Source organism: Pseudomonas vancouverensis (genome assembly GCF_004348895.1).
Classification (GTDB): domain Bacteria; phylum Pseudomonadota; class Gammaproteobacteria; order Pseudomonadales; family Pseudomonadaceae; genus Aquipseudomonas; species Aquipseudomonas vancouverensis.
Window position 1 is genome coordinate 141,909 of sequence record NZ_RRZK01000030.1, and the last position, 23,161, is coordinate 165,069.

Sequence of the window (23,161 nt, forward strand, 5' to 3'; positions counted from 1 at the left end):
CAAACACTGTCTCCTGTGGCAGCGAGCTTGCTCGCGATGGCGGCGTGACAGTCAACACATGTATGGAATGTCAGATTGCTATCGCGAGTTGGCTCGCTCCCACAGGGTTATTCAGTGATTACTGGATCAATGAACCGCGCAGCGAGTGCGGTTGCGCCGCATCGATGTGCACGTCGGCGAACTGGCCGATCAGGGTTGGATTGTCGCAACGGAAGTTGACGATACGGTTATTCTCGGTCCGGCCTTGCAGTTCGCCCGGGTCTTTTTTCGAGTAATCGGTCACCAGGATGCGCTGGACCGAACCGACCATTTGTCGGCTGATTTCGAAACCCTGCTGATTCAAGCGATGCTGCAAGGCGTTCAAACGTTCTTTTTTCAGTTCTTCCGGCGTGTCGTCGGCCAGATCGGCGGCCGGCGTGCCCGGGCGTTGGCTGTAGACGAACGAGTAGGAGAAGTCGAAGCCGACATCGGCAATCAGCTTCATGGTTTGTTCGAAGTCTTTCTCGGTTTCGCCCGGGAAGCCGACGATGAAGTCCGAACTGATGCAGATGCCTGGCACGGCAGCACGCAGTTTACGCAGCTTGGATTTGTACTCCAGCGCCGTGTGATTGCGCTTCATCGCCGCGAGGATGCGGTCCGAACCCGATTGCACCGGCAAATGCAGGTGTTTGACCAGCTCCGGCACTTCGGCATGGGCCTGGATCAGACTGTCGGAAAACTCCAGTGGGTGCGAAGTGGTGTAGCGGATGCGGTCGATGCCGTCGACGGCGGCCACGACACGAATCAGCTCCGCCAGATCCGCCAGGCGCCCGTCATGGGTCGTGCCGCGATAGCCATTGACGTTCTGCCCCAGCAAGGTCACTTCCCGCACGCCGTTTTCGGCCAGGTGGATGATCTCGGCGATCACGTCATCGAACGGCCGGCTGACTTCTTCGCCGCGGGTGTAGGGCACCACACAGAAGGTGCAGTACTTGCTGCAGCCTTCCATCACTGACACGTAGGCGCTTGGGCCATCGATACGTGGCTCGGGCAAATGGTCGAACTTTTCGATCTCGGGGAACGAGACGTCGACCTGCGGCAACTTGCTGCTGCGGGCGGCGTCGATCATTTCCGGCAAACGGTGCAGGGTCTGCGGGCCGAAGACCACGTCCACGTACGGGGCGCGATCACGGATGGCTGCGCCTTCCTGGCTGGCCACGCAACCGCCAACGGCAATCACCATGTCCGGGTTGGCCAGTTTCAGTTCGCGCCAGCGACCGAGCTGGGAATACACGCGATCCTGTGCGCGCTCGCGGATCGAGCAGGTGTTGAGCAGGATCACGTCAGCGTCTTCGGCACGGGCGGTCACTTCCAGGGCCTGGTGTTCGCCCAGCAGATCGACCATGCGCGAGCTGTCGTACTCGTTCATCTGGCAACCGTGGGTTTCGATGTAAAGCTTCTTGGCCATGGAAAGATTCATCACCTGATTCAAAGAACCGCGCATTATAGGGAACATGTCCCGCGCTTCCTACCGCTGTGCGTCCGGTGGCTATGGTATAGTTCGCGCCCTCATTTTTACCCCGATGTGTCACTCGCCCACCATGACCAAACGTGAAGCTCCAATCTACAAGGTGATTTTCCTCAACCAGGGCCAGGTGTTCGAAATGTACGCCAAGCAGATCTATCAAAGTGATCTGTGGGGCTTTCTGGAAGTGGAAGAGTTCGTCTTTGGCGAGCGCACGCAAGTGGTCGTCGACCCGAGCGAAGAAAAGCTCAAGGCACAGTTCGAAGGCGTGGTGCGCAGCTTTGTGCCGATGCACTCGATCGTGCGCATCGATGAGGTCGAGCGTCTGGGCACCCCGAAAATCAGCGAAGCCCGCGGCGCGGTCGGCAATGTGATGCCGTTCCCGATGCCGATGCCTGAGAAGTAAGCCGCAAGAACGAGTGGCCCCCATCGTCGGAACGCCGCCCGGAGCAAGCTCGCTCCCACATGGGACTTGTGCGAGGCGCGGGTCACCCGTGGGAGCGAGCTTGCTCGCGATGGGGCCAGTCAGAGCAAAGCGGGAATCAGGGAAGCGGCGAGAACGGCGTGCGCCCATCGGCGCTCTGCAATTCCATCAAATATTTACGGAATATTTGCCCCAGCACCTGGGTGGCCACTTCCAGTTCTTCGCGCGGCATTTTTTCGGTGACTTCATCGGCGGTGTCCAGCGCATCTTCGGCGCCGTTGACCGCGGCCATTTTCAGCAGGATGTAAGCCTGGACGTTGTTGGCCGGTACGCCTTCGCCGTGGAAGAACATGGTACCGAGCTTGAATTGCGCCTGGGCATGGCCTTGCAGCGAGGCCTTTTCGAAATAGCTCAGGGCTTGATTGAGGTCGCGTGGCGCGCTTTTGCCTTCGTAGTAGAACTCACCCAACTCGTATTGTGCCTGCGGGTCCCCTTCGTCCGACGCTTTCTGGCAGGCGGCGAGCGACTGTGCCAGGTCTTGCGACTGGGTATTGAGGGTGCAGCGACCCATCGCTGGGATCAACAACGAGTTGCCGCCTGCTTGTGCGAGCGCGAGCAGGGGCTGAAGGAGCAACAGGCAGCCCAGTGAAAGGGCGCGGCCGGTGCGGTTCATGAGAATCGACTTACCTCTGAAGGGCGCGCGGACCCATCGAGGGATCCAATAAGCGCGCATTATGAAATAAGCAGGGCCAACCTTACAAAGTCTTTACTCGTTTTTCTGCTGCATGGGAAACATATCGCCCACTTTGCTGGGGATTATTGGCAGATGAGCAGGAAAAATCGCGGGAATGTAGGTAAAAGCTGACGTCGGCAATGGCCAACGTCAGCGGATGTCGCATTACTTCAAGGCAGCGAAGGCGCGCTCGGCAGCGTCCAGGGTCAGCTTCAGCTCTGTTTCGCCGTGGGCGATCGAGGTGAAACCGGCTTCGAAGGCGCTCGGTGCCAGGTACACGCCGCCTTCCAGCATCAAGTGGAAGAAGCGGCCGAACAGGGCGGCATCGCTGGCCATGACGTCATCAAAGGTAACAATGTCGTCGGCGCCGCTGAAGTACAGACCGAACATGCCGCCCGCCTGGGTGGTCACGAAGGGAATGCCCGCCGCATCGGCGCGCTGTTGCAAACCATCGAGCAGGCGCGTGGTGTAGTCGGTCAGCTCGGCGTGGAAACCCGGACGGCTGATCAGGCGCAGAGTGGTCAGGCCGGCCGCCATCGCCAACGGGTTACCCGACAGGGTGCCCGCTTGGTAAACCGGGCCCAGCGGTGCGATGCGCGACATGATTTCACGCTTGCCGCCGAAGCAGCCGACCGGCATGCCGCCACCGATGATCTTGCCGAAGGTGGTCAGGTCCGGCGTGACGCCGTAGTGCGCCTGGGCGCCGCCGAGGGCAACGCGGAAACCGGTCATTACTTCGTCGAAAATCAACACCACGCCGTGCTTGTCGCACAGCGTGCGCAAGCCTTCGAGGAAGCCCGGTGCCGGCGGTACGCAGTTCATGTTGCCGGCCACGGGCTCGACGATGATGCAGGCCACGTCCTGGCCGACTTCAGCGAGCATTTTTTCGACCGCATCAATGTCGTTGAATGGCAGGGTCAGGGTGTGTTTGGCGAATGCCGCCGGCACGCCGGCCGAGCTTGGTACGCCCTGGGTCAGGGCGCCGGAGCCGGCCTTGACCAGCAAGCTGTCGGAGTGACCGTGGTAGCAGCCTTCGAACTTGATGATGCTGTCACGACCGGTGAAACCACGGGCCAGGCGGATTGCGCTCATGGTCGCTTCGGTGCCGGAGCTGACCATGCGTACCATTTCCATCGACGGCACCAGGGAGCAGACCAGGTCGGCCATCTGGGTTTCAATCTCGGTCGGCGCGCCGTAGGACAGGCCGTGTTCCAGCTGCTTACGCACGGCGTCGAGCACGTCCGGGTGGCTGTGGCCGAGGATCATCGGGCCCCAGGAGCCGACGTAGTCCACATAACGCTTGTTGTCTTCGTCGGTGACGTAGGCACCTTCGGCGTGTTTGAAGAACAGCGGCGTGCCGCCGACGCTCTTGAACGCACGAACGGGCGAGTTCACGCCACCGGGAATGTGTTTCTGGGCATTGGCAAACAGCGTTTCGGAACGAGACATGATCGGGCTCTCAAATCGGATTTTTTTAAGACTTAAACAGAAAACAGTTCGTTGAAGGCGCGGGCGCGACGGGTGACTTCCGCGGTGCTCTGTGCGCCGAACAGGCCATGCACCACGGCCAGCAGGTCGACACCATGGGCAATCAAGGGTGCGGCGTTGTCCAGGGTAATGCCGCCGATCGCACAGATCGGCAGGTGCAAGGTGCGGCGGGCCTGGTCGAGCAGATCAAGGCTGCAGGTTGGCGCGCCGGGCTTGGTGTTCGAATTGAAGAAACGTCCGAAGGCGACATAGCTGGCGCCTTCTTTGGTGGCTTGTTCGGCCAGTTCGAGCTGCGCGTGGCAGGTCGAGCCGATAATGGCCTTGGGGCCGAGCAGGGCACGAGTCGGCGACAGGGGGCCGTCAGTCTGCCCCAGGTGCACGCCGACATTCAGGCGTGCAGCCAACTCGGCATCGTCGTTGATGATCAGTTGTGTCTTGTAGCGTGCACACAGCTCGCGCAGGGCCTCGGCCTCACGCAGGCGGCGGGCATCGTCGCCGCTCTTGTCACGGTATTGCAGCAGGGTGACGCCGCCCTCGAGCGCCGCCTCCACGTATTCAAGCAATTTACCGTCCAGCAAATGGCTGTCGGTAATGGCGTACAGGCCACGTAGTTTCATCAAGCAAGCCTCACCGCACGACGATTGAAAAATTACGAACAGAAATCCAGCGGCAGGCGGCGCGGGACGAACTGACCTTTACCCAGCTGCTCGGCATCGCGCAGGGTGCGCCACGTGTAGTTAAGCGCGGTCTGTACGGCGCTGGCGAGGTTTTCGCCCTGGGCCAGACGACCGGCCAGTGCGCTGGCCAGGGTGCAACCCGAACCGTGGTAACTGCCGGGCAGACGCTGGCAGGTGTAGGTTTCGCGCAGACCGTCACGGCTGTACAGGCGATTGTGGATTTCGGTTTCGTCGCCATGGCCGCCGGTGATCAGCAGGTGTTTGACGAATGGCAGGAGTTTTTCGGCGCACTGGTCCGCGGTGCCTTCGGGCAGTTCGGCAAGGATGCGGGCTTCGGGAAGGTTAGGGGTCGCAATGATCGATAGGGGCAGCAGGCGTTCGCGCATGGCGTAGCCGACTTCGTCCTTGCCCAGTCGGCCACCGCCGCCGGCGCGCAGCACCGGGTCGCAGACCACTGGCAGGTGCGGGTGCGCCGAAAGCAGTTCGACAACCGTGTCGACCATTTCCAGCGAACCGAGCATGCCCAGTTTGACGGCAGCGACTTCGGAGTCATTGAGCACGGCATTGGCCTGAGCCAGTACCCACTCACGATCGAGGACGCGGAAGTCCGTGACGTTGACAGTGTCTTGCACGGTCAGGGCGGTGACGGCCGGAGCCGCATGGCAACCCTGAGCGAGCAGGGCTTCGATATCTGCCTGCAGGCCGGCGCCACCACTTGGGTCGTGGCCGGAGAGACAGAGGACAACGGGGCGAGAGCTGTAGATATTCATGGTGCGCGAGCTTACCACCAAACATCGATTTCGGGTGTCGACCGATCAGTCAGGAAGGGCGTCAGGGGGTGATGAAAGGCAGGGCGCACGCGGGTATTTTCCAAGCGGCCGAGAGCCGACGGCTCTAGATCAATGCGCTCCGCTGAAACGCCCGTTCTAGAGCCTTTACTTGAAAGATTTCAATGGTGTTCAATGGCCATCAACGGCTATGCTAGAGTGGATCCAAACCAATAACAGGTGATACCGGTTTTACGTCTGCTCAAAAGGAATGGGGGGCTTCCTGACGGAACCGGACAGGCCACGCTGGGGCTTCAATGCGCTATTTGCTGATGTTGCTGTTGTGTTTGCCCCTCTTGGCAAGCGCTGTCGAGTTCGACGAGTCCACTCAAAGCCTGCCCTTGGGCCGAACCCTGCAAGTGTTCGAAGACACCGGTGGCCAGGCGACCATCGCGGATGTGCGCGCGCAGGCGGCAGCCGGCAACTTCAAGGCCCACAACAAGGACACCCTCAACGCTGGCTACTCCCGTTCGGTGTTCTGGCTGAAAATCGACCTGCACTACCGTCCGAAGGATCCAGCGGCACAACGCACCTGGCTGCTGGAACTGGCCTATCCACCGCTCGATCACCTTGACCTCTATCTGCCCGATGCCAATGGCAACTACCAGTTGATTCGGCAGACCGGCGACGCCTTGCCGTTCGCCAGCCGTGAGATCCGCCAGAACAACTACCTGTTCGACCTGCCCTTCAAACCCGATCAGGCGCAAACCCTGTACCTGCGCCTGGCCAGCGAGGGCTCGATCCAGGCGCCGGTGACCTTGTGGTCAAGCACCGCTTACCTCGAAGAGCAGCCCATACGCCTTTATGTGCTGGGGCTGATCTACGGCGTTTTGCTGGGGATGCTGGTCTACAATCTGTTCATCTACCTCAGCGTACGTGACACCAGTTACCTCTATTACATCTTCTATATCGCCTCGTTCGGTCTGTATCAGCTGTCGGTAAACGGTGCGGCCGTGCAATATTTCTGGCCGGACAACCCCTGGTGGGCCAACGCCGCGACGCCGTTTTTCATCGGCTGCGCCGGTTTGTTCGGCAGTCAGTTCGCCCGCAGCTTCCTGCAGATGTCCAGCCACAGCCGCTGGCTTGACCGCCTGTTGCTGGCGTTGGTGGCGTTCGGTGCGCTGGTGGTCGGGCTGTCATTGATGACCAGTTACGCCCTGGCCTTGCGCCTGGCTACCGCACTGGCGCTGACCTTCACCGTGGTGATCTTTGCCGCCGGCATTTTTGCCTGGCTGCGCGGCTTGCGCGTGGCGCGCTATTTCATCATTGCCTGGTCGGCGTTCCTGCTCGGTGGCATCGTCAACACGCTGATGGTGCTGGGGTACCTGCCGAACGTGTTCCTGACCATGTACTCCAGCCAGATCGGCTCAGCCATTGAAGTGGCGCTGCTGTCCCTGGCTTTGGCCGACCGCATCAACGCCATGCGCGAGCAGCAGGCGCAGACCCTGTTCGATGCCAGCCAGAAGCTGGAAGTGCTCAACCAGCAATTGGCGCGCAGTAACCGGCTCAAGGATGAATTCCTGGCCACGCTGACCCACGAGCTGCGTACGCCGATGAACGGTGTGATCGGTTCGCTGGAGTTGATGCAGACCGTCGAGATGGACCCGGAGCTGGAGCAGTATCAACAAACCGCCGCCGGCTCGGCACGGGACATGATGCGCATGGTCAACGGCATTCTGACCCTCACCGAATTGCAGGCCGGCAAACTCAAGGCCTCGGCCGATACGTTCAGCCTGCGGGCCATGGTCGATGCCTTGCGTGCACAGTTCGAGAGCAATGCGCTGGGCAAGTCGCTGGATTTCAAGGTCGACGTCGCCCCGGGTGTGCCGGACCGCCTGCACGGCGACAAGACCAAGATCGCGCAATGCCTGGAATGTCTGCTGGATAACGCGATCAAGTTCACCCGCATTGGCGGCCTGGCCTTGCGGGTGACCGGCAAGGCGATCGAACCGGATCGATTGGCGCTGACCTTTACCGTGATCGACACCGGCATCGGTTTCACTGATCTGGGCGAAGCCACCATGTACCAGCGCTTCTTCCAGCTCGACGGCTCCATGACCCGCGAATTCGGTGGCCTGGGCGTTGGGCTGGCGATCTGCCGACAACTGGTCGAACTGTTGGGCGGGCGCCTGACTCACCGTTCCGAGCCCGGGCGCGGCAGCCGCTTCCAGCTGGATGTGGAAGTGGAGCTGGCGGTGATGGATCGCCCGGCCATGCCGCTGATGACTCGAGACTTTCCTCGCCTGCGACTGCCTCAGGACTGCACGGTACTGGTGGTGGACGACAACAGCATCAGCCAGCTGGTGATGCGCGGCATGTTGCTCAAACTGGGTTTTCGCGTGCGCACGGCCGATGGCGGCGCTGATGCGCTGGATCTTTTGCAGCGCGAAAGCTTCGATGCGGTGCTGGTGGATTGCCAGTTGCCGAGCAAGGATGGCGTTTCGGTGTGCTGCCAGATTCGCGCCTTGCCCGGCTGTGCCGACTTGCCGTTGTTCGTGATTGCCCTTGGCACCGAGCGGGAGCGCTGCCCGACTGGGGCCTTGATCGATCACTTGAGCAAGCCGGTGAAATTCGAAGACTTGCAAGCCGCGCTATATCGCCGGGTGCTCTGCTCGGAACAGGGCGAAAGCGCCGCCAATTAGGCGTATATGACACTTTGAACGGTCCGGGGGCGGTGCTTAACTGATAGCCCTTGGCCGAGCAAAGGAGCCCCGTCATGAACCTGCATCAGTTCGCCGAAACCCACGAAGTCACCAATCAGCCACCGTCCCTGGACGGCGTGAACCTGTATCGCATTGACTTGCCCTTGCAGGAATGGTCGCGGCGGTTCGGCGCCGGTTGGGCCGAATCGCGCATCGACGCTTATGGTGCTCTGGCCGGCGGACCGTTGATGGAAGCGGGCTTCCTGGCCAATCAGAACAAACCGGTGTTCAGCAGCCATGACCGCTTTGGCCATCGCATTGATCTGGTGGAGTTTCATCCGGCCTACCACGAACTGATGCGCACGGCGGTCGAGCATGGCTTGACCTCGCTGCCCTGGGCCCATCCACAGGACGGCGCTCACGTAGCGCGGGCCTCCATGACGTACCTGCACAGCCAGGCTGAAGCAGGCAGTGGCTGCCCGCTGACCATGACGTTCGCCAGCGTGCCGGCGTTGCGTCTGCAACCGGACCTGGCCAAACAATGGCTGCCGAAGATCCTCGCCACCGAATACGACCCGCGCAATGTCGGCATGGTCCACAAGGCCGGGGTGACCATCGGCATGGCCATGACAGAGAAACAGGGCGGCACCGATGTGCGGGCCAATACCACCAAGGCCTATCCGGTCGGCGCCAGTGGCCCGGGACAGGCGTATGAACTGGTCGGCCACAAATGGTTCTGCTCGGCGCCGATGTGCGATGCCTTCCTGACACTGGCGCAGACCGACAAGGGCCTGACCTGCTTCCTGCTGCCGCGTCATCGCCCGGATGACACGCGTAACCAGTTCTACATCCAGCGCCTGAAGAACAAGCTCGGCAACATCTCCAACGCATCCAGCGAAGTGGAATTCCGTGGTGCGCTGGCGTGGATGGTCGGCGAAGAAGGGCGCGGCGTGCCGACCATCATCGAGATGGTTGCCATGACCCGCTTCGATTGCATGGTCGGCTCCAGTTCGCTGATGCGTCAGGCGTTGACCCAGGCCAGCCATCACTGTGCCCATCGTGCGGTCGGCGGCAAATTGCTCAGCGAGCAGCCGTTGATGCAGAACGTACTGGCCGACCTGGCCCTGGAAAGCGAGGCGGCCCTGGCCTTGAGCCTGCGCATGGGCAAGGCACTGGATCACCTGGATGACAGCCAGGAGGCGAAATTCGCCCGCTTGGTGACAGCTGTGGGCAAGTACTGGATCTGCAAACGGGCGCCGGCGATGATCAACGAAGCCGCGGAGTGCATGGGCGGTGCGGGTTATGTCGAGGAGAGCATCCTGCCGCGCCTTTATCGCGAAGCGCCGGTGAATTCGACCTGGGAAGGTTCCGGCAACGTGCAGTGCCTCGACGTGTTGCGAGCGCTGTCGAAGGAGCCGGGTGTGCTTGATACGCTGTTCAGCGAATTGGGTGATGGGCATGGCGACAAGCGCCTGGCCGCGCACATCAATCAGTTGCAGGCGGCGTTCAAGGACACCAGTGACATTCAGTACCGCGCCCGGCAATTGACCGAGGATATTGCCTTGGGCTTGCAGGCCAAGCTGTTGCTGGAAGCGGGCAATTCAGCGGTCAGTGACGGGTTTATCGCCAGTCGTCTGAATGGCGGCGGGCGGGTTTATGGCGCTTTGCCGCGTGGGCTGGAAGTCGAAACCATTGTCGCCCGCTCGACCCCGCAAGGGTTCTGAGCTGCGCATGAACTGTGGGAGCGAGCAAGCTCGCTCCCACATTGGATCCCTGATGGACTTGGCATTTGTGTACTCGCGGCTGTTCCCGTGACGCGACGTTGCAGGCAAGATGAAGGTCTGCAAGTCAGAACACAGGATGCTGATCGTGACCGAAGCTTTTATTGTCGTTCAAACCGCCGAGCAAGCCGTGGATCGGCTGGCACTCTTGCACAATCGTGCAACCACCGCACTGAGTCAGGCGCTCAAACGCTATCTCAAGGATCGCGTCGAACCTGATGCCGAAGAACGTGCCCTGTTTCGCTACCCTGAACTGCGTCTGACCTACCATTGCCAGGGCGAAGTGCCACAAACCACCCGTGCCTACGCCAAGGTCCAGTTGCCCGGTACCTACAGCGTCACCGTCACCCATCCGGCGGCCTTCCGTAAATACCTGCTGGAACAGCTGGTGCCGTTGATGCACGACTTCACCGTGACGGTAGAAGTCGGTGTCAGTGAGCAGAACATTCCTTATCCCTATGTGGTCGAGCAGGGTGATGAACTGGGTGGCTCCGGCGTGACCGCCGCTGTGCTGGCGCGAGTCTTCCCGAGTACCGACCTGTCGGCGGCGACCGATGGCATTGCCGACGGCCTGTACGATTGGGAAAACACCGACCCGCTGCCACTGGCGTTGTTCGATGCCGCACGGGTGGATTTTTCCCTGCGCCGCCTGGTGCACTACACCGGCAGCGACTGGCGCCATGTGCAGCCGTGGATCCTGCTGACCAACTACCACCGCTACGTCGACCAGTTCATCGTCCATGGCCTGGAGCAACTGCGCAAAGACCCGCGTTTCGTGCGCATGGTCCTGCCGGGCAACGTGATCATTGAAAAGAGCATGGACCACGGTGAAGCCTCGGCGATTGCCGCTGGCGTGGTCTGGCACCGTTACCAGATGCCGGCTTATCACCTGATTGCCAGCGATGGCCATGGGGTGACGCTGGTCAACATTGGTGTCGGTCCGTCCAACGCCAAGAACATCACCGATCACCTGGCGGTGCTGCGTCCACATTGCTGGCTGATGATCGGCCACTGCGGCGGCTTGCGTCAGTCGCAGACCATCGGCGACTACGTGCTGGCCCACGCCTACATGCGCCGTGACGGCATCCTCGACCGGGTGGTGCCGCCGAACATCCCGATTCCTGCCCTGGCCGAAGTGCAGCTCGCCTTGCAACAGGCGGCGGCGAACATCACCGGTGAGAAGGGCGACGAGCTGAAAAAACGCCTGCGCACCGGCACCGTGCTGACCTACGACGACCGTAACTGGGAGCTGCGTTGGGCCCAGGAGCGTCCGTTGATCAACCTGTCCCGTGCGGTCGCGGTGGACATGGAAAGCGGCACCATTGCCGCCCAGGGTTATCGCTTGCGGGTACCGTACGGCACCTTGCTCTGCGTCTCGGACAAACCGTTGCACAGCGAAATCAAGCTGCCGGGTTCGGCCAACGCTTTCTATGAGCGCGCGGTCAGCCAGCACTTGAAGATCGGCATCGAGGCGGTGGACCTGTTGCGCACCGAGCTTAACTCGCTGCACTCGCGCAAACTGCGCAGCTTCGACGAGCCGCCATTCCGCTGATTTGTCGATGGTCATTTGACGGTCGGGCTACTAGCATTAGCAGCCCTGACCGTTAGATGTTGTTCTGCCCATGTCCCGTCCCCCACGCCCACCTTCGCGCCGCCCCGGTGTGAAACCTCCGACTTCAGCTCCCCGCCGCGTCGCCAAGGCACCGCCGGCCGAGCCGAAATTGATCCTGTTCAACAAACCCTTCGACGTGCTGACGCAATTCAGCGACGGCGAGGGGCGGGCGACGCTTAAGGACTACATCGACATTCCGGGGATCTACCCGGCGGGAAGGCTGGATCGTGACAGCGAAGGCTTGCTGCTGCTGACTAACGACGGCCAGCTTCAGGCGCGGATCGCTGACCCGAAACACAAACTGGCGAAAACCTATTGGGTGCAGGTCGAGGGTGAACCGACTGCCGAGCAGTTGCAGCGTCTGCGCGATGGCGTCGAGCTGAATGACGGCATGACCTTGCCGGCCGAGGCGCGACAACTGGACGAGCCTGAACTGTGGCCGCGCAACCCGCCCGTGCGGTTTCGCAAAAGCGTGCCGACCCATTGGCTGGAGCTGGTGATTCGTGAAGGGCGCAACCGTCAGGTTCGGCGCATGACTGCGGCGGTCGGTTTGCCGACGCTGCGCCTGGTGCGGGTCAGGATCGGTGACTGGACGATCGAAGGGCTCGATCAGGGCCAGTGGAAGGAAGTGCCGGCGCGCTTATAACGAGCCGGATTCGATCAGGCCGATTACCACGCTCTTGATCACAAATGCCGCAACGCCCAGTCCCAGCACGAAGAACAGGATGAACGAGCCAAAGCGCCCGGCCTTGGACTTCTTCGCCAGATCCCAGACGATGAAACCCATGAAAATGATCAGGATGGAGACCAGGCCGGTCATCATCCACTCTTCGAAAACTGCAGGATCCATTGGACATCTCCAGCGTGGGCGCGGCTAAAAGGCGCTGGAGTATAAGGCATGCAGGGCGCGTGCAGTGCCGCCCTGCGGCGGTGTGTCGCAGCTACTCGTCGCCTGTTCCGGCCCCATCGCGAGCAAGCTCGCTCCCACAAGGGATCTTTAGTGCATGGTGGGTCCCTGCTCGCGAAGGCGATTTCAGCTACGCAGATGCGTCAGCGGCAGCTCGGTGCTGTTCAACACCTGATTCAGCACAAAACTCGAACGCACGCTGGTCACGCCTTCGATCCGGGTCAGATGCCCCAGCAGCAGTTTCTGGTAGTGATCCATGTCCGGCACCACGACCTTGAGCTGGTAGTCGGCGTCCATCCCGGTCACCAGGCTGCACTCGAGCACCTGCGGCAAGGTGCGGATGGCCTGTTCGAAGTTCTCGAAGCGCTCCGGCGTGTGTCGATCCATGCCGATCAACACATAGGCGGTCAGGCTCAGGCCGAGCATCTTGCGGTCGAGCAGGGCGACCTGGCGGGAAATGTAGCCGTCGTCTTCCAGTTGCTTGACCCGGCGCGAGCAGGGCGACGGCGACAGGCCGATGCGCTCGGCCAGTTCCTGGTTGGAGATGCGCGCATCGCGCTGCAATTCGGCCAAAATGCTCAGGTCGTAGCGGTCGAGTTTGCTCATCAATCAGTCCTTGTTTGTAACTATTGCGGCAGATTATCTATCCAGGGTTAAAAATTGCGCAAGTGATGTTTAATCCAGCAATCTTCGCAATCGGCTGTCGCCGCTTCAGGCCTATTCTTATCACCAGAATCACTGCTCGGACAAACAGTCCATTGCGGCCCGCCCAATCAGGCCCGCCGCGGTCGCCACCCCCACAGGGGATGTGCCGGCCCCCGAGCTACACACTGTCCACAAGACGGCGTGAGGTGAGCCGACGTCAAAAGCGTCGAGCCAGGACGAAGTTCTCCAAGGGGAGGCCGACGGGTCTCCCCTTTTTCTTGCCTGCGATTTGCCCACAGCCCTCAATAAATAAGTTTCGCGACTGATAACCTGTTGCAGAACCGGCCTGCGCTTTCCCAGTCTTACGTACAGGCCCCTATCGGTAATGAGGAAAAGCATGAAGTCGCGCGTCTGGCGTTTGGCCGGAGTTGGTTTGCTGTGTGTCAGTGTCACTGCGCAATCGCTCGCCGATGAGCCGCAGAATCGTGGCCCCGAGGGCGGACACGAAGGTGGGCACGAGGGGCATCAGGGCAACAATCAGGGGCATGGCAACAATTATCAGCAGCATCCACAGGGTGGTCCGCAGCAGAACCAGCCGCGCCCGCAGAATAACGAGGTCATTCGCGGCGACAACAGCCGGCAGTTCGAGCATAACGGCCAGAACCAGAACCAGAACCAGAATCATGGCAACGGCCAGTGGCAGAACCGCCCGCAGCCGGAACTCAACAGCCCGGTCCGTTCGCCGCCTCCGTCACCGCAATTGCCGGCCAATGACCTGCCGATCCAGGGCAGGCCCGACACCGTGCGTCAGACCCAGCCACCACAGCGCGGTTATTATCAGGACCAGACCCATCGCTACGATAACAATCAGCACTGGAATGGTTACGGCGGTGCGCCGAACTACAACAAACCCTGGCCGGGTCGCCCGGAAGGGCATGGCAATGGCTGGGGCCCAGGCCCGCAGTATCGGCCTGGACAGGTGATCGATCGCTTCCCGGACCGTAACTTCCGCGTGCCGTACCGTGGCATGGATTACTACTATTCCGGCGGCTACTGGTATCGGCCGATAGGCCCGCGTTATGAAGTGGTTGTTCCGCCACGAGGGATTCGCGTCAGCTACCTGCCTGACTATGCGCAGGAAGTCTGGATCGGCGGGGCGATGCTGTTTCTGGCGGCCGGGTCGTACTACGCCTACCAGGAAAGCACCCAGGATTACGTCGTGGTCGAGCCGCCGGTGGGCAGCCCGCAGCCGGCACCGCAACAACCGCCACAAGCGGCCAACAACAGCTATGACGTAGAAGCCTATCCAGCCAACGGCCAGTCGCAGGAGCAGATCAGTCAGGACGGCTACCAGTGCTACCAGTACGCCGTGCAGCAGAGTGGTTTTGACCCGCGAACCGCGACCTACCAACCTGACCCATCGGTGGTGCAAGCCTACCGCCAGGCTCAGGGCAGTTGCCTGAGCAGTCGCGGTTATCAGGTCAACTACTGAGCTCGAGCAGCCTTCACCACTTCCTGCGGGTCGGCGTGCACCAGCACCTCGGCTCGCGGGTAGGCGGCATGGATGGCCGCCGCGGCCTGATCGCTGATGCCATGGGCCACTGACAACGTCAGCTCTCCGGGCAATTCCAGGTGTAACTGCACGAACCACTGACTGCCGGAAATCCGCGTGCGCAAGTCATGGGCACCCAACACACCGGGTACGCCGCAGGCCAGTTCCAGCATGTGCTGGCTGACCTCCGGCGGCAGCTCTTCATCCATCAACACCGCAAAACTTTCCCGGGCGATGGTGATAGCGCTCCAGAGAATGTAGGCGGCGATCCCCAGGCCGAACCAAGGGTCGACCTGATTCCAGCCGAATCCGGCCAGGACCAGTGCCACCAGAATGCTGCCGTTGAGCAGCATGTCCGAGCGGTAATGCAGCGAGTCGGCGCGCACCGCGTTGGAGCCGGTAGCTTTCACAACCCGGTGTTGCAGGGTCAGCAGGGCCGCCGTCAGGGCAAGGGAAAACAGGATCACACCGATGCTGATCCACGGCGCGCCCACCGGTTCCGGATGCTTCAAGCGGTCCCAGGCCTGCAACGCAATCAACACCGCACTGCCGCCGATGAACAACGCCTGCGCCATGCCGGACAGCGATTCAGCCTTGCCATGCCCATAACGATGGTCGTCATCGGCAGGGCGCAGGGCGTAATGCACGGCCAGCAGGTTGAGCAATGACGTGACCCCGTCGAGTGCCGAGTCGGTCAGCCCGGCGAGCATGCTCACCGAGCCGCTCAGCCACCAGGCGATGGCTTTGGCAACGATCAGCGTACAGGCCACGGCCACCGAGGCACGGGTTGCAAGCCGCAGCAGGCGGGCGTGTTCGGAGCTGGATTTCATGTAGGCGGCTATTCCTTCGTTTGCGCTGAAACCGCGGGGTTACGCGGCCGGTTGCAGGCCGAACATCGCCAGTTGCTGGGCGCTGCCCTTGCTCTGGATCAGGCGCGGATCATCCAGCGGGAAGCTGCGGCCGAGCTCATGTTCCAGAATAGTCTGCAGCTTGCGGTTATCGATTTTGCCATCGACACCGACGGCGTCTTTCAGTTTTTCCGGGTCGACCTGAGCGGTCTTGCCAGGCTCGAAGTAGATCGCGCCAGTGGTGAAGTCCACGGCAAAGGCGATCAGGCCGGGAATGATGTAGAACAGCAGGCCGACGGCGTCGAGCACGGCGATGGCCGGGTCGATCTTGCCGTCGATCTGGCCGCGGCGATCAGGGTAGAAGATCGAACCGCAGGCAGTCACTTGAGTCAGCAGGGTGGCGACCAGAACACCGCCAATCAGGCGAAAGGGAACACGCATATTGAATCTCCTGAATAGAACGCCAAGAACGTTACCGGTTTGAGTCCAGAGTACGTCAAACAGTTCGCCGTTATACTCGGCCCTCTGTTTTGGAGCCAGCATGATTTCTCTGCCGATTGATGAAGTTTTACCCGCCCTGCGTGAAGCCCTCGCGACACGCCACGAAGCTGTGCTTGAAGCCCCGCCCGGCGCCGGTAAAACCACCCGTGTGCCTTTGGCCTTGCTCAACGAGCCGTGGCTGGCCGGGCAAACCATCCTCATGCTCGAGCCGCGGCGGCTGGCGGCGCGTGCAGCGGCAGAACGCCTGGCCAGTGAGCTGGGTGAAAAGGTCGGCGAGACCGTCGGCTATCGCATTCGCCTCGACAGCAAGGTCGGCCCTAACACGCGAATCGAGGTGGTCACCGAAGGCATCCTCACCCGACGCTTGCAGGATGACCCGGCACTGGAAGGCGTGGGCCTGCTGATTTTCGACGAATTCCACGAGCGCAGCCTCGACGCCGATCTGGCCCTGGCCTTGAGTCTGAACGGTCGTGAACTGTTCCGGGACGATCAGCCACTGAAAATTCTCTTGATGTCCGCCACCCTCGAAGGCGAGCGCCTGGCCGGGTTGCTTGACGACGCGCCGATCCTGCGCAGCGAAGGGCGCATGTACCCGGTGACGACGCGCTGGGGGCGGCCGTTTCAGGCTGGTGAGTTCATCGAGCCGCGCGTGGTGCAGACCCTTCTTGAAGCCGTGAACGATGAAACCGGCAGCGTGCTGGTGTTCCTCCCGGGGCAAGCGGAAATCCGCCGCGTGCATCAGCAACTGGCCGACGCACTGGGCGACAACCCGCAGATTCTGCTGTGCCCGTTGCACGGTGAACTGGACCTGGCCGCACAACGCGCCGCTATCGATCCAGCGCCGCCGGGCAAGCGCAAAGTGGTGCTGGCCACCAACATCGCCGAAACCAGTTTGACCATCGACGGTGTGCGGGTGGTGATCGATGCCGGGCTGGCGCGGGTGCCGCGTTTCGATCCGGGCAGCGGCATGACCCGCCTCGACACCCAGCGCATTTCCAAAGCCAGCGCTACGCAACGGGCGGGACGGGCAGGGCGCCTGGAGCCCGGCGTGTGTTATCGCCTGTGGTCGCAGGATCAACATGAGCAACTGGCAGCCTATGGCAGCGCGGAGATTCTCTCGGCGGATCTGGCAGGGCTGGCGTTGCAGCTCGGACGCTGGGGCGTGACGCCAGGGCAATTGGTCTGGCTCGACGTGCCGCCGGTTGCCGCGTATGCGCAGGCGCAGGATCTGCTCGAACGACTCGGGGCGTTGGAAGGCGAGGCGTTGACCCGTCACGGCCAGGCCATGGCTGAGTTGCCAGCGCATCCACGCATCGCTCATCTGTTGTTGCGTGGTCAGGCCCTTGGTCTGGCGGACATGGCCTGCGACGTCGCCGCATTGCTTGGCGAGCGCGACATCCTGCGCGGCGCCGGGGCGGACCTGCACAGCCGATTGGTCCTGCTGTCCGGTGAGGAACGCGCCACCCGTGGGGCACAGGGCGGGGTACAACGAGCGCGGCAGCTGGCGCGGCAGTATCGTGGATATCTGCGCGGCAAGGCGTCGGAGCCGGTCAGCGATCCGGATCATCCGCGCTGGCTCGGTGCATTGCTGGCGCTGGCCTATCCCGACCGCGTGGCCCAGCAGCGCCGCGCCGGCGGCGCCGAATATCGACTGGCCAATGGCCGAGCCGCCTTGTTTGCCGAAGCCGACAGCCTGATGAAGCAAACATGGCTGGTGATCGCTGATCTGGGCAGCCGTCAGGGCCAGCGCGAGGAGCGGATTTATCTGGCGGCGGATTTCGATCCGGCGCTGTTCGATTCGGTGCTGGCCGAGCAGGTGCGTAACGTCGATCAACTCGATTGGGACGAGCGTGAGGGTGTGTTGCGCGCCGAGCGTCAGCGCAAGGTCGGTGAACTGATCCTCAGCCGTGAGCCGCTGACGGGGCTCGACGAAAGCGCGCGCAATCAGGCGCTGGTCAATCTGGTGCGGCGCAAGGGTTTGGAGCTGTTGCCGTGGACGCCGGAGCTGCGTCAGTGGCAGGCGCGGGTGGCGTTGTTGCGTCAGCTGGATCTGGCGAACAAGGTCGACAGCGAATGGCCGGACGTCAGCGATACGGCATTGCTCAAGGGCCTGGAGCATTGGTTGATGCCCTATCTGGGCAAGGTTTCGCGGCTCAGTCACTTTGCCAATCTGGACCTGTCGAGCATCGTCCGTAACCTGCTGCCCTGGCCGTTGCCGCAGCGGCTCGACGAGCTGGCGCCGCAGCATCTGAGCGTGCCGTCGGGCTCCTCGATTCGTCTGGACTACAGCGAGCAACCGCCGATTCTGGCGGTGCGTTTGCAGGAGCTGTTCGGCCTGGCGGAAACCCCACGCATCGCCGGCGGACGGCAAGTGGTGAAACTGCATCTGCTGTCGCCGGCACGGCGGCCGGTGCAGGTCACCCAGGACCTGGCGAACTTCTGGCGCAGCACCTACGCCGAGGTGAAGAAGGATCTAAAGGGGCGTTATCCCAAGCACTACTGGCCGGATGACCCGCTGGTGGCCGAAGCCACGGCACGGGTCAAACCGCGCAAGTAACCGCAAAGGCATCACCCAACCTGTGGCGAGGGAGCTTGCTCCCGTTGGACTGCGAAGCAGGCCTGTTTTTTTAGGGCCGCTGCGCGCCCCAACGGGAGCAAGCTCCCTCGCCACAGAAGTTTCTGTGATCGTTCGGCCTTGGCGGTCAGTTGCCCGGGCTGGAGCCTCGCAGCCACCAGTCTTGATCCGGTGACACCTCCCTCTTCACTGTAGTTATTGTGATCGTTCGGCCTTGGCTGTCAGTTGTTCGCGGCAATAGTCGGCGAACAACTGCGCCGGTTTGGTCAGTTGCCCACGCTTGAGCCAGGCCGCGACCAGTCCTGAACCGGTGACCTCTTCGGCGATGTCCACGCACACCACTTTCTGCCCGTCGTAGGTGCACTCCGAGTGCGGCTTGGTCACTAGGATCGAAAAGCCGAAACCCTGGCCGACCATGCCGCGCACCATTTCGATGGAGGGTGAGCTGAAGGCGATGCGGGGTGTCAGGCCCAGCTCGTCGAACAGACTGACGAAGTAGGTCCGGCTCGGCTGTACGTCGAGCAGGATCATCGGCTCCAGGCACAAATCCCGCAGCGACACTTGCGCCTGCTGGGCAAAACGATGGTCTGCCGGCAGCAGTGCGTAAGGCCGTTGCGCCGGCATCAGCGGTTCGGTTTCGATGGTGCCGTCGAGGTCGTGTTCGTACAGGATCGCCAGATCGAATGCGCCCGAGGTCAGGCCCTGCACCAGCTCCTGCTGCTCGCCGTCACGGATGCGGATTTCCACCCCCGGATAGAGCGCGGAAAACCCGGCAATCAGTTGCGGCAGGTACAAGGGTGCGACAGTTTCGAAGCAGCCGATATCGATCTGTCCGGACACCACGTCGTTATCCGCCAGGGCGTTCTGCTCGAACTCCTTGGCCATGCGCAACAATTCCTGGGCCTTGCGATAGAAACGTGCACCGCTGGGGGTCAATGACACGCCCTGGGCATGATGGCGGATCAGCAGTTGCACGCCGAAACTGTCTTCCAGGCCCTTGATGGCGGTGGAGATCGACGGCTGGGCAATGTACAGCTTGCGCGAGGCCTCGGCCACGCTGCCGCACTCGACGGTGGTGATGAAGTATTTCAGTTGACGCAGATTGTAGGCAGCCACAGCAAACCTCGGGGGAGAACAGACAGGCCATCCAGGCAATTTGCGCACCACCTGTGTCCGCTTGGGTGGCGATTTTTATTCTGTTGGCACAATAACCACATGCCGCGCCAGTGGGGAGCATAGCTAAGTAGTTTTTTGTTGGCCTGCGAACACATTTTTACTGGTTTTCCACCGCTTGGGCCTGAGCGACTATCCAATACACAAGTATGTCCACCGGAGCATCTGAACGTGTTCGAGCTTGAGTATTGGCAACGCAAGGCCGCGACACTGCGGTTTCCCGATCAGGCCGTGATCGACGGCAAGCACCGTGCGGCGCAATCGGGGCAGACCTTCGCCGCGATCAACCCCGCCACCGGGCAATGCCTGGCCAACGTGGCCGCCTGCGGCGAAGACGACGTGAATGCGGCGGTGCGCAATGCACGGCAGGTGTTCGAGGCCGGCATCTGGTCGGCTCGCTCGCCGACCGAGCGCAAGCAGGTGCTGTTGCGCCTGGCCGAACTGATTCTGGAAAACCGCGAAGAACTGGCCCTGCTCGACTCGCTGAACATGGGCAAACCGGTCGCCGACGCCTACAACATCGACGTGCCCGGCGCGGCAGGCGTGTTCCGCTGGTACGCCGAAAGCCTCGACAAACTGTACGATCAGGTCGCGCCCAGTGCGCAGAACGTGCTGGCCACCATCACCCGTGAAGCCCTCGGTGTGGTTGCAGCGGTGGTGCCATGGAATTTCCCGCTGGACATGGCCGCGTGGAAACTCGCCCCGGCGCTGGCCTCGGGCAACTCGGTGATTCTCAAGCCGGCCGAACAGTCGCCGTTTTCCGCATTGCGCCTGGCTGAGCTGGCGCTGGAAGCGGGCATTCCGGCCGGTGTACTCAACGTGCTGCCGGGGCTCGGCGAACAAACCGGCAAGGCCCTCGGCCTGCACCCGGACGTCGATTGCCTGGTGTTCACCGGCTCGACCGAAGTCGGCAAATATTTCATGCAGTACTCGGCGCAGTCGAACCTGAAACAGGTATGGCTGGAGTGCGGCGGCAAGAGCGCCAACCTGGTGTTCGCCGATTGCCAGGACCTGGACCTGGCCGCTCAGAAAGCCGCGTTCGGCATCTTCTTCAATCAGGGCGAAGTGTGCTCGGCCAACTCGCGGTTGCTGGTGCAGCGCTCGATTCATGACGAGTTCGTCGAGCGCCTCAAGGCGCAGGCCGAACGTTGGTTGCCGGGCGATCCACTGGACCCGTCGAGCGCTGCCGGGGCCATTGTCGACAGTCGCCAGACCGCACGCATCATGAAGTTCATCCAGCAGGCCGAAGCCCAGGGCGCGACCCGGGTTTGCGGAGGCCGGCAGGCGATCTTCAACGGCTCGGACAATTTCATTCAGCCGACCATTTTCACCGGCGTCACGCCGGACATGTCGCTGTTTCGCGACGAAGTGTTCGGCCCGGTACTGGCTGTCACGGCGTTCGACGACGAAGCGCACGCCTTGCAAATGGCCAACGACAGCGTCTACGGTCTGGCGGCTTCGCTGTGGACCGACGACCTCAATCGCGCCCACCGCGTGGCGCGACAATTGCGAGCGGGCACGGTGTCGGTCAACAGCGTCGATGCGCTCGACGTGACCGTACCTTTTGGCGGCGGCAAGCAGTCCGGTTTCGGCCGTGACCTGTCCCTGCACTCATTCGATAAATACACCCAGTTGAAGACCACCTGGTTTCAATTGCGCTGATAACAAAACGGAGATCCGGCGATGACCACACCACGTGAAACCCGCGACTACCAGGCCGCCGACGCTGCGCACCACATCCATGCGTTCGTCGATCAGAAAGCCCTCAACGACGAGGGGCCACGGGTCATGGTCCGTGGCGAGCGCCTGCACCTGTGGGACAACGATGGCCGACGTTACCTCGACGGCATGTCCGGATTGTGGTGCACCAACCTCGGTTACGGGCGCAAGGACCTGGCGGCCGCGGCCAGTCAGCAACTGGAGCAGTTGCCTTACTACAACATGTTTTTCCACACCACTCACCCGCAGGTGATCGAGCTGTCCGAGCTGCTGTTCAGCCTGCTGCCGGGTCACTACAGCCACGCGATCTACACCAACTCCGGTTCCGAAGCCAACGAGGTGCTGATCCGCACGGTGCGCCGCTACTGGCAGGTGCTCGGCAAGCCCGAGAAGAAAATCATGATCGGCCGCTGGAACGGCTACCACGGCTCGACCCTGGCGGCGACTGCGCTGGGTGGCATGAAATTCATGCACGAAATGGGCGGCATGATCCCCGACATCGAGCACATCGACGAGCCGTACTTCTTCGCCCACGAAGGCAACCTTACACCGGCTGAATTCGGCCTGCGCGCGGCGCAGCAACTGGAAGCGAAGATTCTCGAACTGGGCGCGGACAAGGTCGCCGGCTTTATCGCCGAACCCTTCCAGGGCGCCGGCGGCATGATCTTCCCGCCGGAAAGCTACTGGCCGGAAATCCAGCGCATTTGCCGCAAGTACGACGTGCTGCTGTGCGCCGATGAAGTGATCGGTGGCTTCGGCCGTACCGGCGAATGGTTCGCCCACGAGTACTTCGGTTTCGAACCGGACACCCTGTCCATCGCCAAGGGCCTGACCTCGGGTTACATCCCCATGGGCGGTTTGATCCTGTCGAAGAAAATGGCTTCGGTGCTGGTCGAGCAGGGCGGCGTGTTTGCCCACGGCCTGACCTATTCCGGGCACCCGGTGGCGGCGGCGGTGGCGATCGCCAACCTCAAGGCGCTGCGTGACGAAGGTGTGGTGACGCGGGTCAAGGATGACATCGGTCCTTACCTGCAACAGTGCCTGCGTGAAGTGTTCGGCAAGCACCCGCTGGTGGGTGATATACAGGGCACCGGCATGGTCGCGGCACTGCAACTGGCCGAAGACAAGGCCAGCCGCAAGCGCTTTGCCAACGAGAACGACATCGCCTGGCGCTGCCGTACCATCGGTTTCGAGGAGGGCGTGATCATTCGTTCCACCCTGGGGCGGATGATCATGGCACCGGCCTTGATCGCCAGCCGTGAAGAGATTGACGAGCTGATCAGCAAGACCCTGAAAGCGGTGGATCGTACGGCGCAGGAATACGGCCGGCTCTGATCTTGTAGCGCTCTTGCGGGGCCTTATCGTCGGAACGCCGCCCGGAGCAAGCCCGCTCCCACAGGTTATGTGTAATGCCCAACTATTGCGGCCTGCACAAACCCTGTGGGAGCGAGCTTGCTCGCGATTGCCATGGCTCAAACAACACACTTTCCACAACTTGCACCCCTCTCGGGCATCCCCGCCCACCACGCCCTTTCCCGGTGCGCGCTAAGCAG

General features: G+C 61.9%; 19 protein-coding genes. 9 read left to right on the top strand and 10 right to left on the bottom strand.

Annotated elements, in window-relative coordinates; genetic code table 11:
- Positions 1-118: 118 nt before the first annotated feature.
- Positions 119-1,447: a tRNA (N6-isopentenyl adenosine(37)-C2)-methylthiotransferase MiaB gene (gene miaB, locus EIY72_RS22840; RefSeq protein ID WP_108589990.1), complete on the bottom strand. Its 1,329-nt coding sequence runs from the start codon at positions 1,445-1,447 to the stop codon at positions 119-121.
- Positions 1,448-1,580: 133 nt separating this feature from the next.
- On the opposite strand from miaB, the gene EIY72_RS22845 reads away from it, so the two are divergent.
- A complete protein-coding gene (locus tag EIY72_RS22845; protein ID WP_003185742.1) occupies positions 1,581-1,910 on the top strand; it encodes a DUF1820 family protein in 330 nt (109 codons plus the stop codon).
- A 136-nt stretch (positions 1,911-2,046) separates the two neighbouring features.
- On the opposite strand, the gene EIY72_RS22850 is transcribed toward EIY72_RS22845, so the two are convergent.
- The 4 genes from EIY72_RS22850 to EIY72_RS22865 all read right to left on the bottom strand — a co-directional run bounded on the left by EIY72_RS22850 (position 2,047) and on the right by EIY72_RS22865 (position 5,596).
- A complete protein-coding gene (locus EIY72_RS22850) occupies positions 2,047-2,601 on the bottom strand; it encodes a tetratricopeptide repeat protein (RefSeq protein WP_093229927.1) in 555 nt (184 codons plus the stop codon).
- A 225-nt stretch (positions 2,602-2,826) separates the two neighbouring features.
- Positions 2,827-4,110 (bottom strand): glutamate-1-semialdehyde 2,1-aminomutase, encoded by a 1,284-nt coding sequence (hemL, locus tag EIY72_RS22855; protein ID WP_093229930.1) that lies wholly within the window; start codon positions 4,108-4,110, stop codon positions 2,827-2,829.
- 32 nt (positions 4,111-4,142) lie between these two features.
- Positions 4,143-4,766: a thiamine phosphate synthase gene (gene thiE / locus EIY72_RS22860; RefSeq protein WP_093229933.1), complete on the bottom strand. Its 624-nt coding sequence runs from the start codon at positions 4,764-4,766 to the stop codon at positions 4,143-4,145.
- Positions 4,767-4,798: 32 nt separating this feature from the next.
- A complete protein-coding gene (locus EIY72_RS22865; protein WP_046815827.1) occupies positions 4,799-5,596 on the bottom strand; it encodes a hydroxymethylpyrimidine/phosphomethylpyrimidine kinase in 798 nt (265 codons plus the stop codon).
- A gap of 314 nt (positions 5,597-5,910) precedes the next feature.
- Between EIY72_RS22865 and EIY72_RS22870 the strand changes: the two genes are divergently transcribed.
- The 4 genes from EIY72_RS22870 (at position 5,911) to EIY72_RS22885 (ending at position 12,334) form a co-directional block, all read left to right on the top strand.
- A complete protein-coding gene (locus EIY72_RS22870) occupies positions 5,911-8,295 on the top strand; it encodes a hybrid sensor histidine kinase/response regulator (protein ID WP_093229936.1) in 2,385 nt (794 codons plus the stop codon).
- Positions 8,296-8,369: 74 nt separating this feature from the next.
- Positions 8,370-10,019, top strand: coding sequence for an acyl-CoA dehydrogenase family protein (locus EIY72_RS22875; protein WP_093229938.1), 1,650 nt, complete (start codon positions 8,370-8,372; stop codon positions 10,017-10,019).
- 109 nt (positions 10,020-10,128) lie between these two features.
- A complete protein-coding gene (gene amn / locus EIY72_RS22880) occupies positions 10,129-11,628 on the top strand; it encodes an AMP nucleosidase (protein WP_197678813.1) in 1,500 nt (499 codons plus the stop codon).
- Between the two features lie 70 nt (positions 11,629-11,698).
- Positions 11,699-12,334, top strand: a complete 636-nt coding sequence (locus EIY72_RS22885) for a pseudouridine synthase (RefSeq protein WP_093229940.1) — start codon at positions 11,699-11,701, stop codon at positions 12,332-12,334.
- Here the strand turns inward: EIY72_RS22885 and EIY72_RS22890 are convergent.
- Together EIY72_RS22890 and EIY72_RS22895 are read right to left on the bottom strand one after the other, a co-directional pair.
- Positions 12,329-12,538, bottom strand: coding sequence for a DUF2788 domain-containing protein (locus EIY72_RS22890; RefSeq protein ID WP_093229943.1), 210 nt, complete (start codon positions 12,536-12,538; stop codon positions 12,329-12,331). The two genes, EIY72_RS22885 and EIY72_RS22890, sit on opposite strands and share 6 nt — an antisense overlap.
- 183 nt (positions 12,539-12,721) lie before the next feature.
- Complete coding sequence (locus EIY72_RS22895) at positions 12,722-13,201, bottom strand: Lrp/AsnC family transcriptional regulator (protein WP_056855781.1); 480 nt, start codon at positions 13,199-13,201, stop codon at positions 12,722-12,724.
- A gap of 436 nt (positions 13,202-13,637) precedes the next feature.
- On the opposite strand from EIY72_RS22895, the gene EIY72_RS22900 reads away from it, so the two are divergent.
- Positions 13,638-14,732: a DUF6515 family protein gene (locus tag EIY72_RS22900; protein ID WP_093229946.1), complete on the top strand. Its 1,095-nt coding sequence runs from the start codon at positions 13,638-13,640 to the stop codon at positions 14,730-14,732.
- Here EIY72_RS22900 and EIY72_RS22905 read toward each other — a convergent pair.
- Both EIY72_RS22905 and EIY72_RS22910 read right to left on the bottom strand, forming a co-directional pair.
- Positions 14,726-15,622 carry a cation diffusion facilitator family transporter gene (locus EIY72_RS22905; RefSeq protein ID WP_093229949.1) on the bottom strand — a complete coding sequence of 299 codons (897 nt, stop codon included), beginning with the start codon at positions 15,620-15,622 and terminating at the stop codon, positions 14,726-14,728. The two genes, EIY72_RS22900 and EIY72_RS22905, sit on opposite strands and share 7 nt — an antisense overlap.
- Before the next feature lie 39 nt (positions 15,623-15,661).
- Positions 15,662-16,081 carry a polyribonucleotide nucleotidyltransferase gene (locus EIY72_RS22910; RefSeq protein ID WP_093229952.1) on the bottom strand — a complete coding sequence of 140 codons (420 nt, stop codon included), beginning with the start codon at positions 16,079-16,081 and terminating at the stop codon, positions 15,662-15,664.
- 100 nt (positions 16,082-16,181) lie between these two features.
- Between EIY72_RS22910 and hrpB the strand changes: the two genes are divergently transcribed.
- Positions 16,182-18,698, top strand: a complete 2,517-nt coding sequence (gene hrpB / locus EIY72_RS22915) for an ATP-dependent helicase HrpB (RefSeq protein WP_093229955.1) — start codon at positions 16,182-16,184, stop codon at positions 18,696-18,698.
- Between the two features lie 213 nt (positions 18,699-18,911).
- Here hrpB and EIY72_RS22925 read toward each other — a convergent pair whose 3' ends face one another.
- Positions 18,912-19,832 carry a LysR family transcriptional regulator gene (locus tag EIY72_RS22925; RefSeq protein WP_093229958.1) on the bottom strand — a complete coding sequence of 307 codons (921 nt, stop codon included), beginning with the start codon at positions 19,830-19,832 and terminating at the stop codon, positions 18,912-18,914.
- 228 nt (positions 19,833-20,060) lie between these two features.
- On the opposite strand from EIY72_RS22925, the gene EIY72_RS22930 reads away from it, so the two are divergent.
- Both EIY72_RS22930 and EIY72_RS22935 read left to right on the top strand, forming a co-directional pair.
- Positions 20,061-21,551 carry an aldehyde dehydrogenase gene (locus EIY72_RS22930; RefSeq protein ID WP_093229960.1) on the top strand — a complete coding sequence of 497 codons (1,491 nt, stop codon included), beginning with the start codon at positions 20,061-20,063 and terminating at the stop codon, positions 21,549-21,551.
- Positions 21,552-21,572: 21 nt separating this feature from the next.
- Positions 21,573-22,943: an aspartate aminotransferase family protein gene (locus EIY72_RS22935; RefSeq protein WP_093229963.1), complete on the top strand. Its 1,371-nt coding sequence runs from the start codon at positions 21,573-21,575 to the stop codon at positions 22,941-22,943.
- The last annotated feature ends 218 nt before the right edge of the window (positions 22,944-23,161 follow it).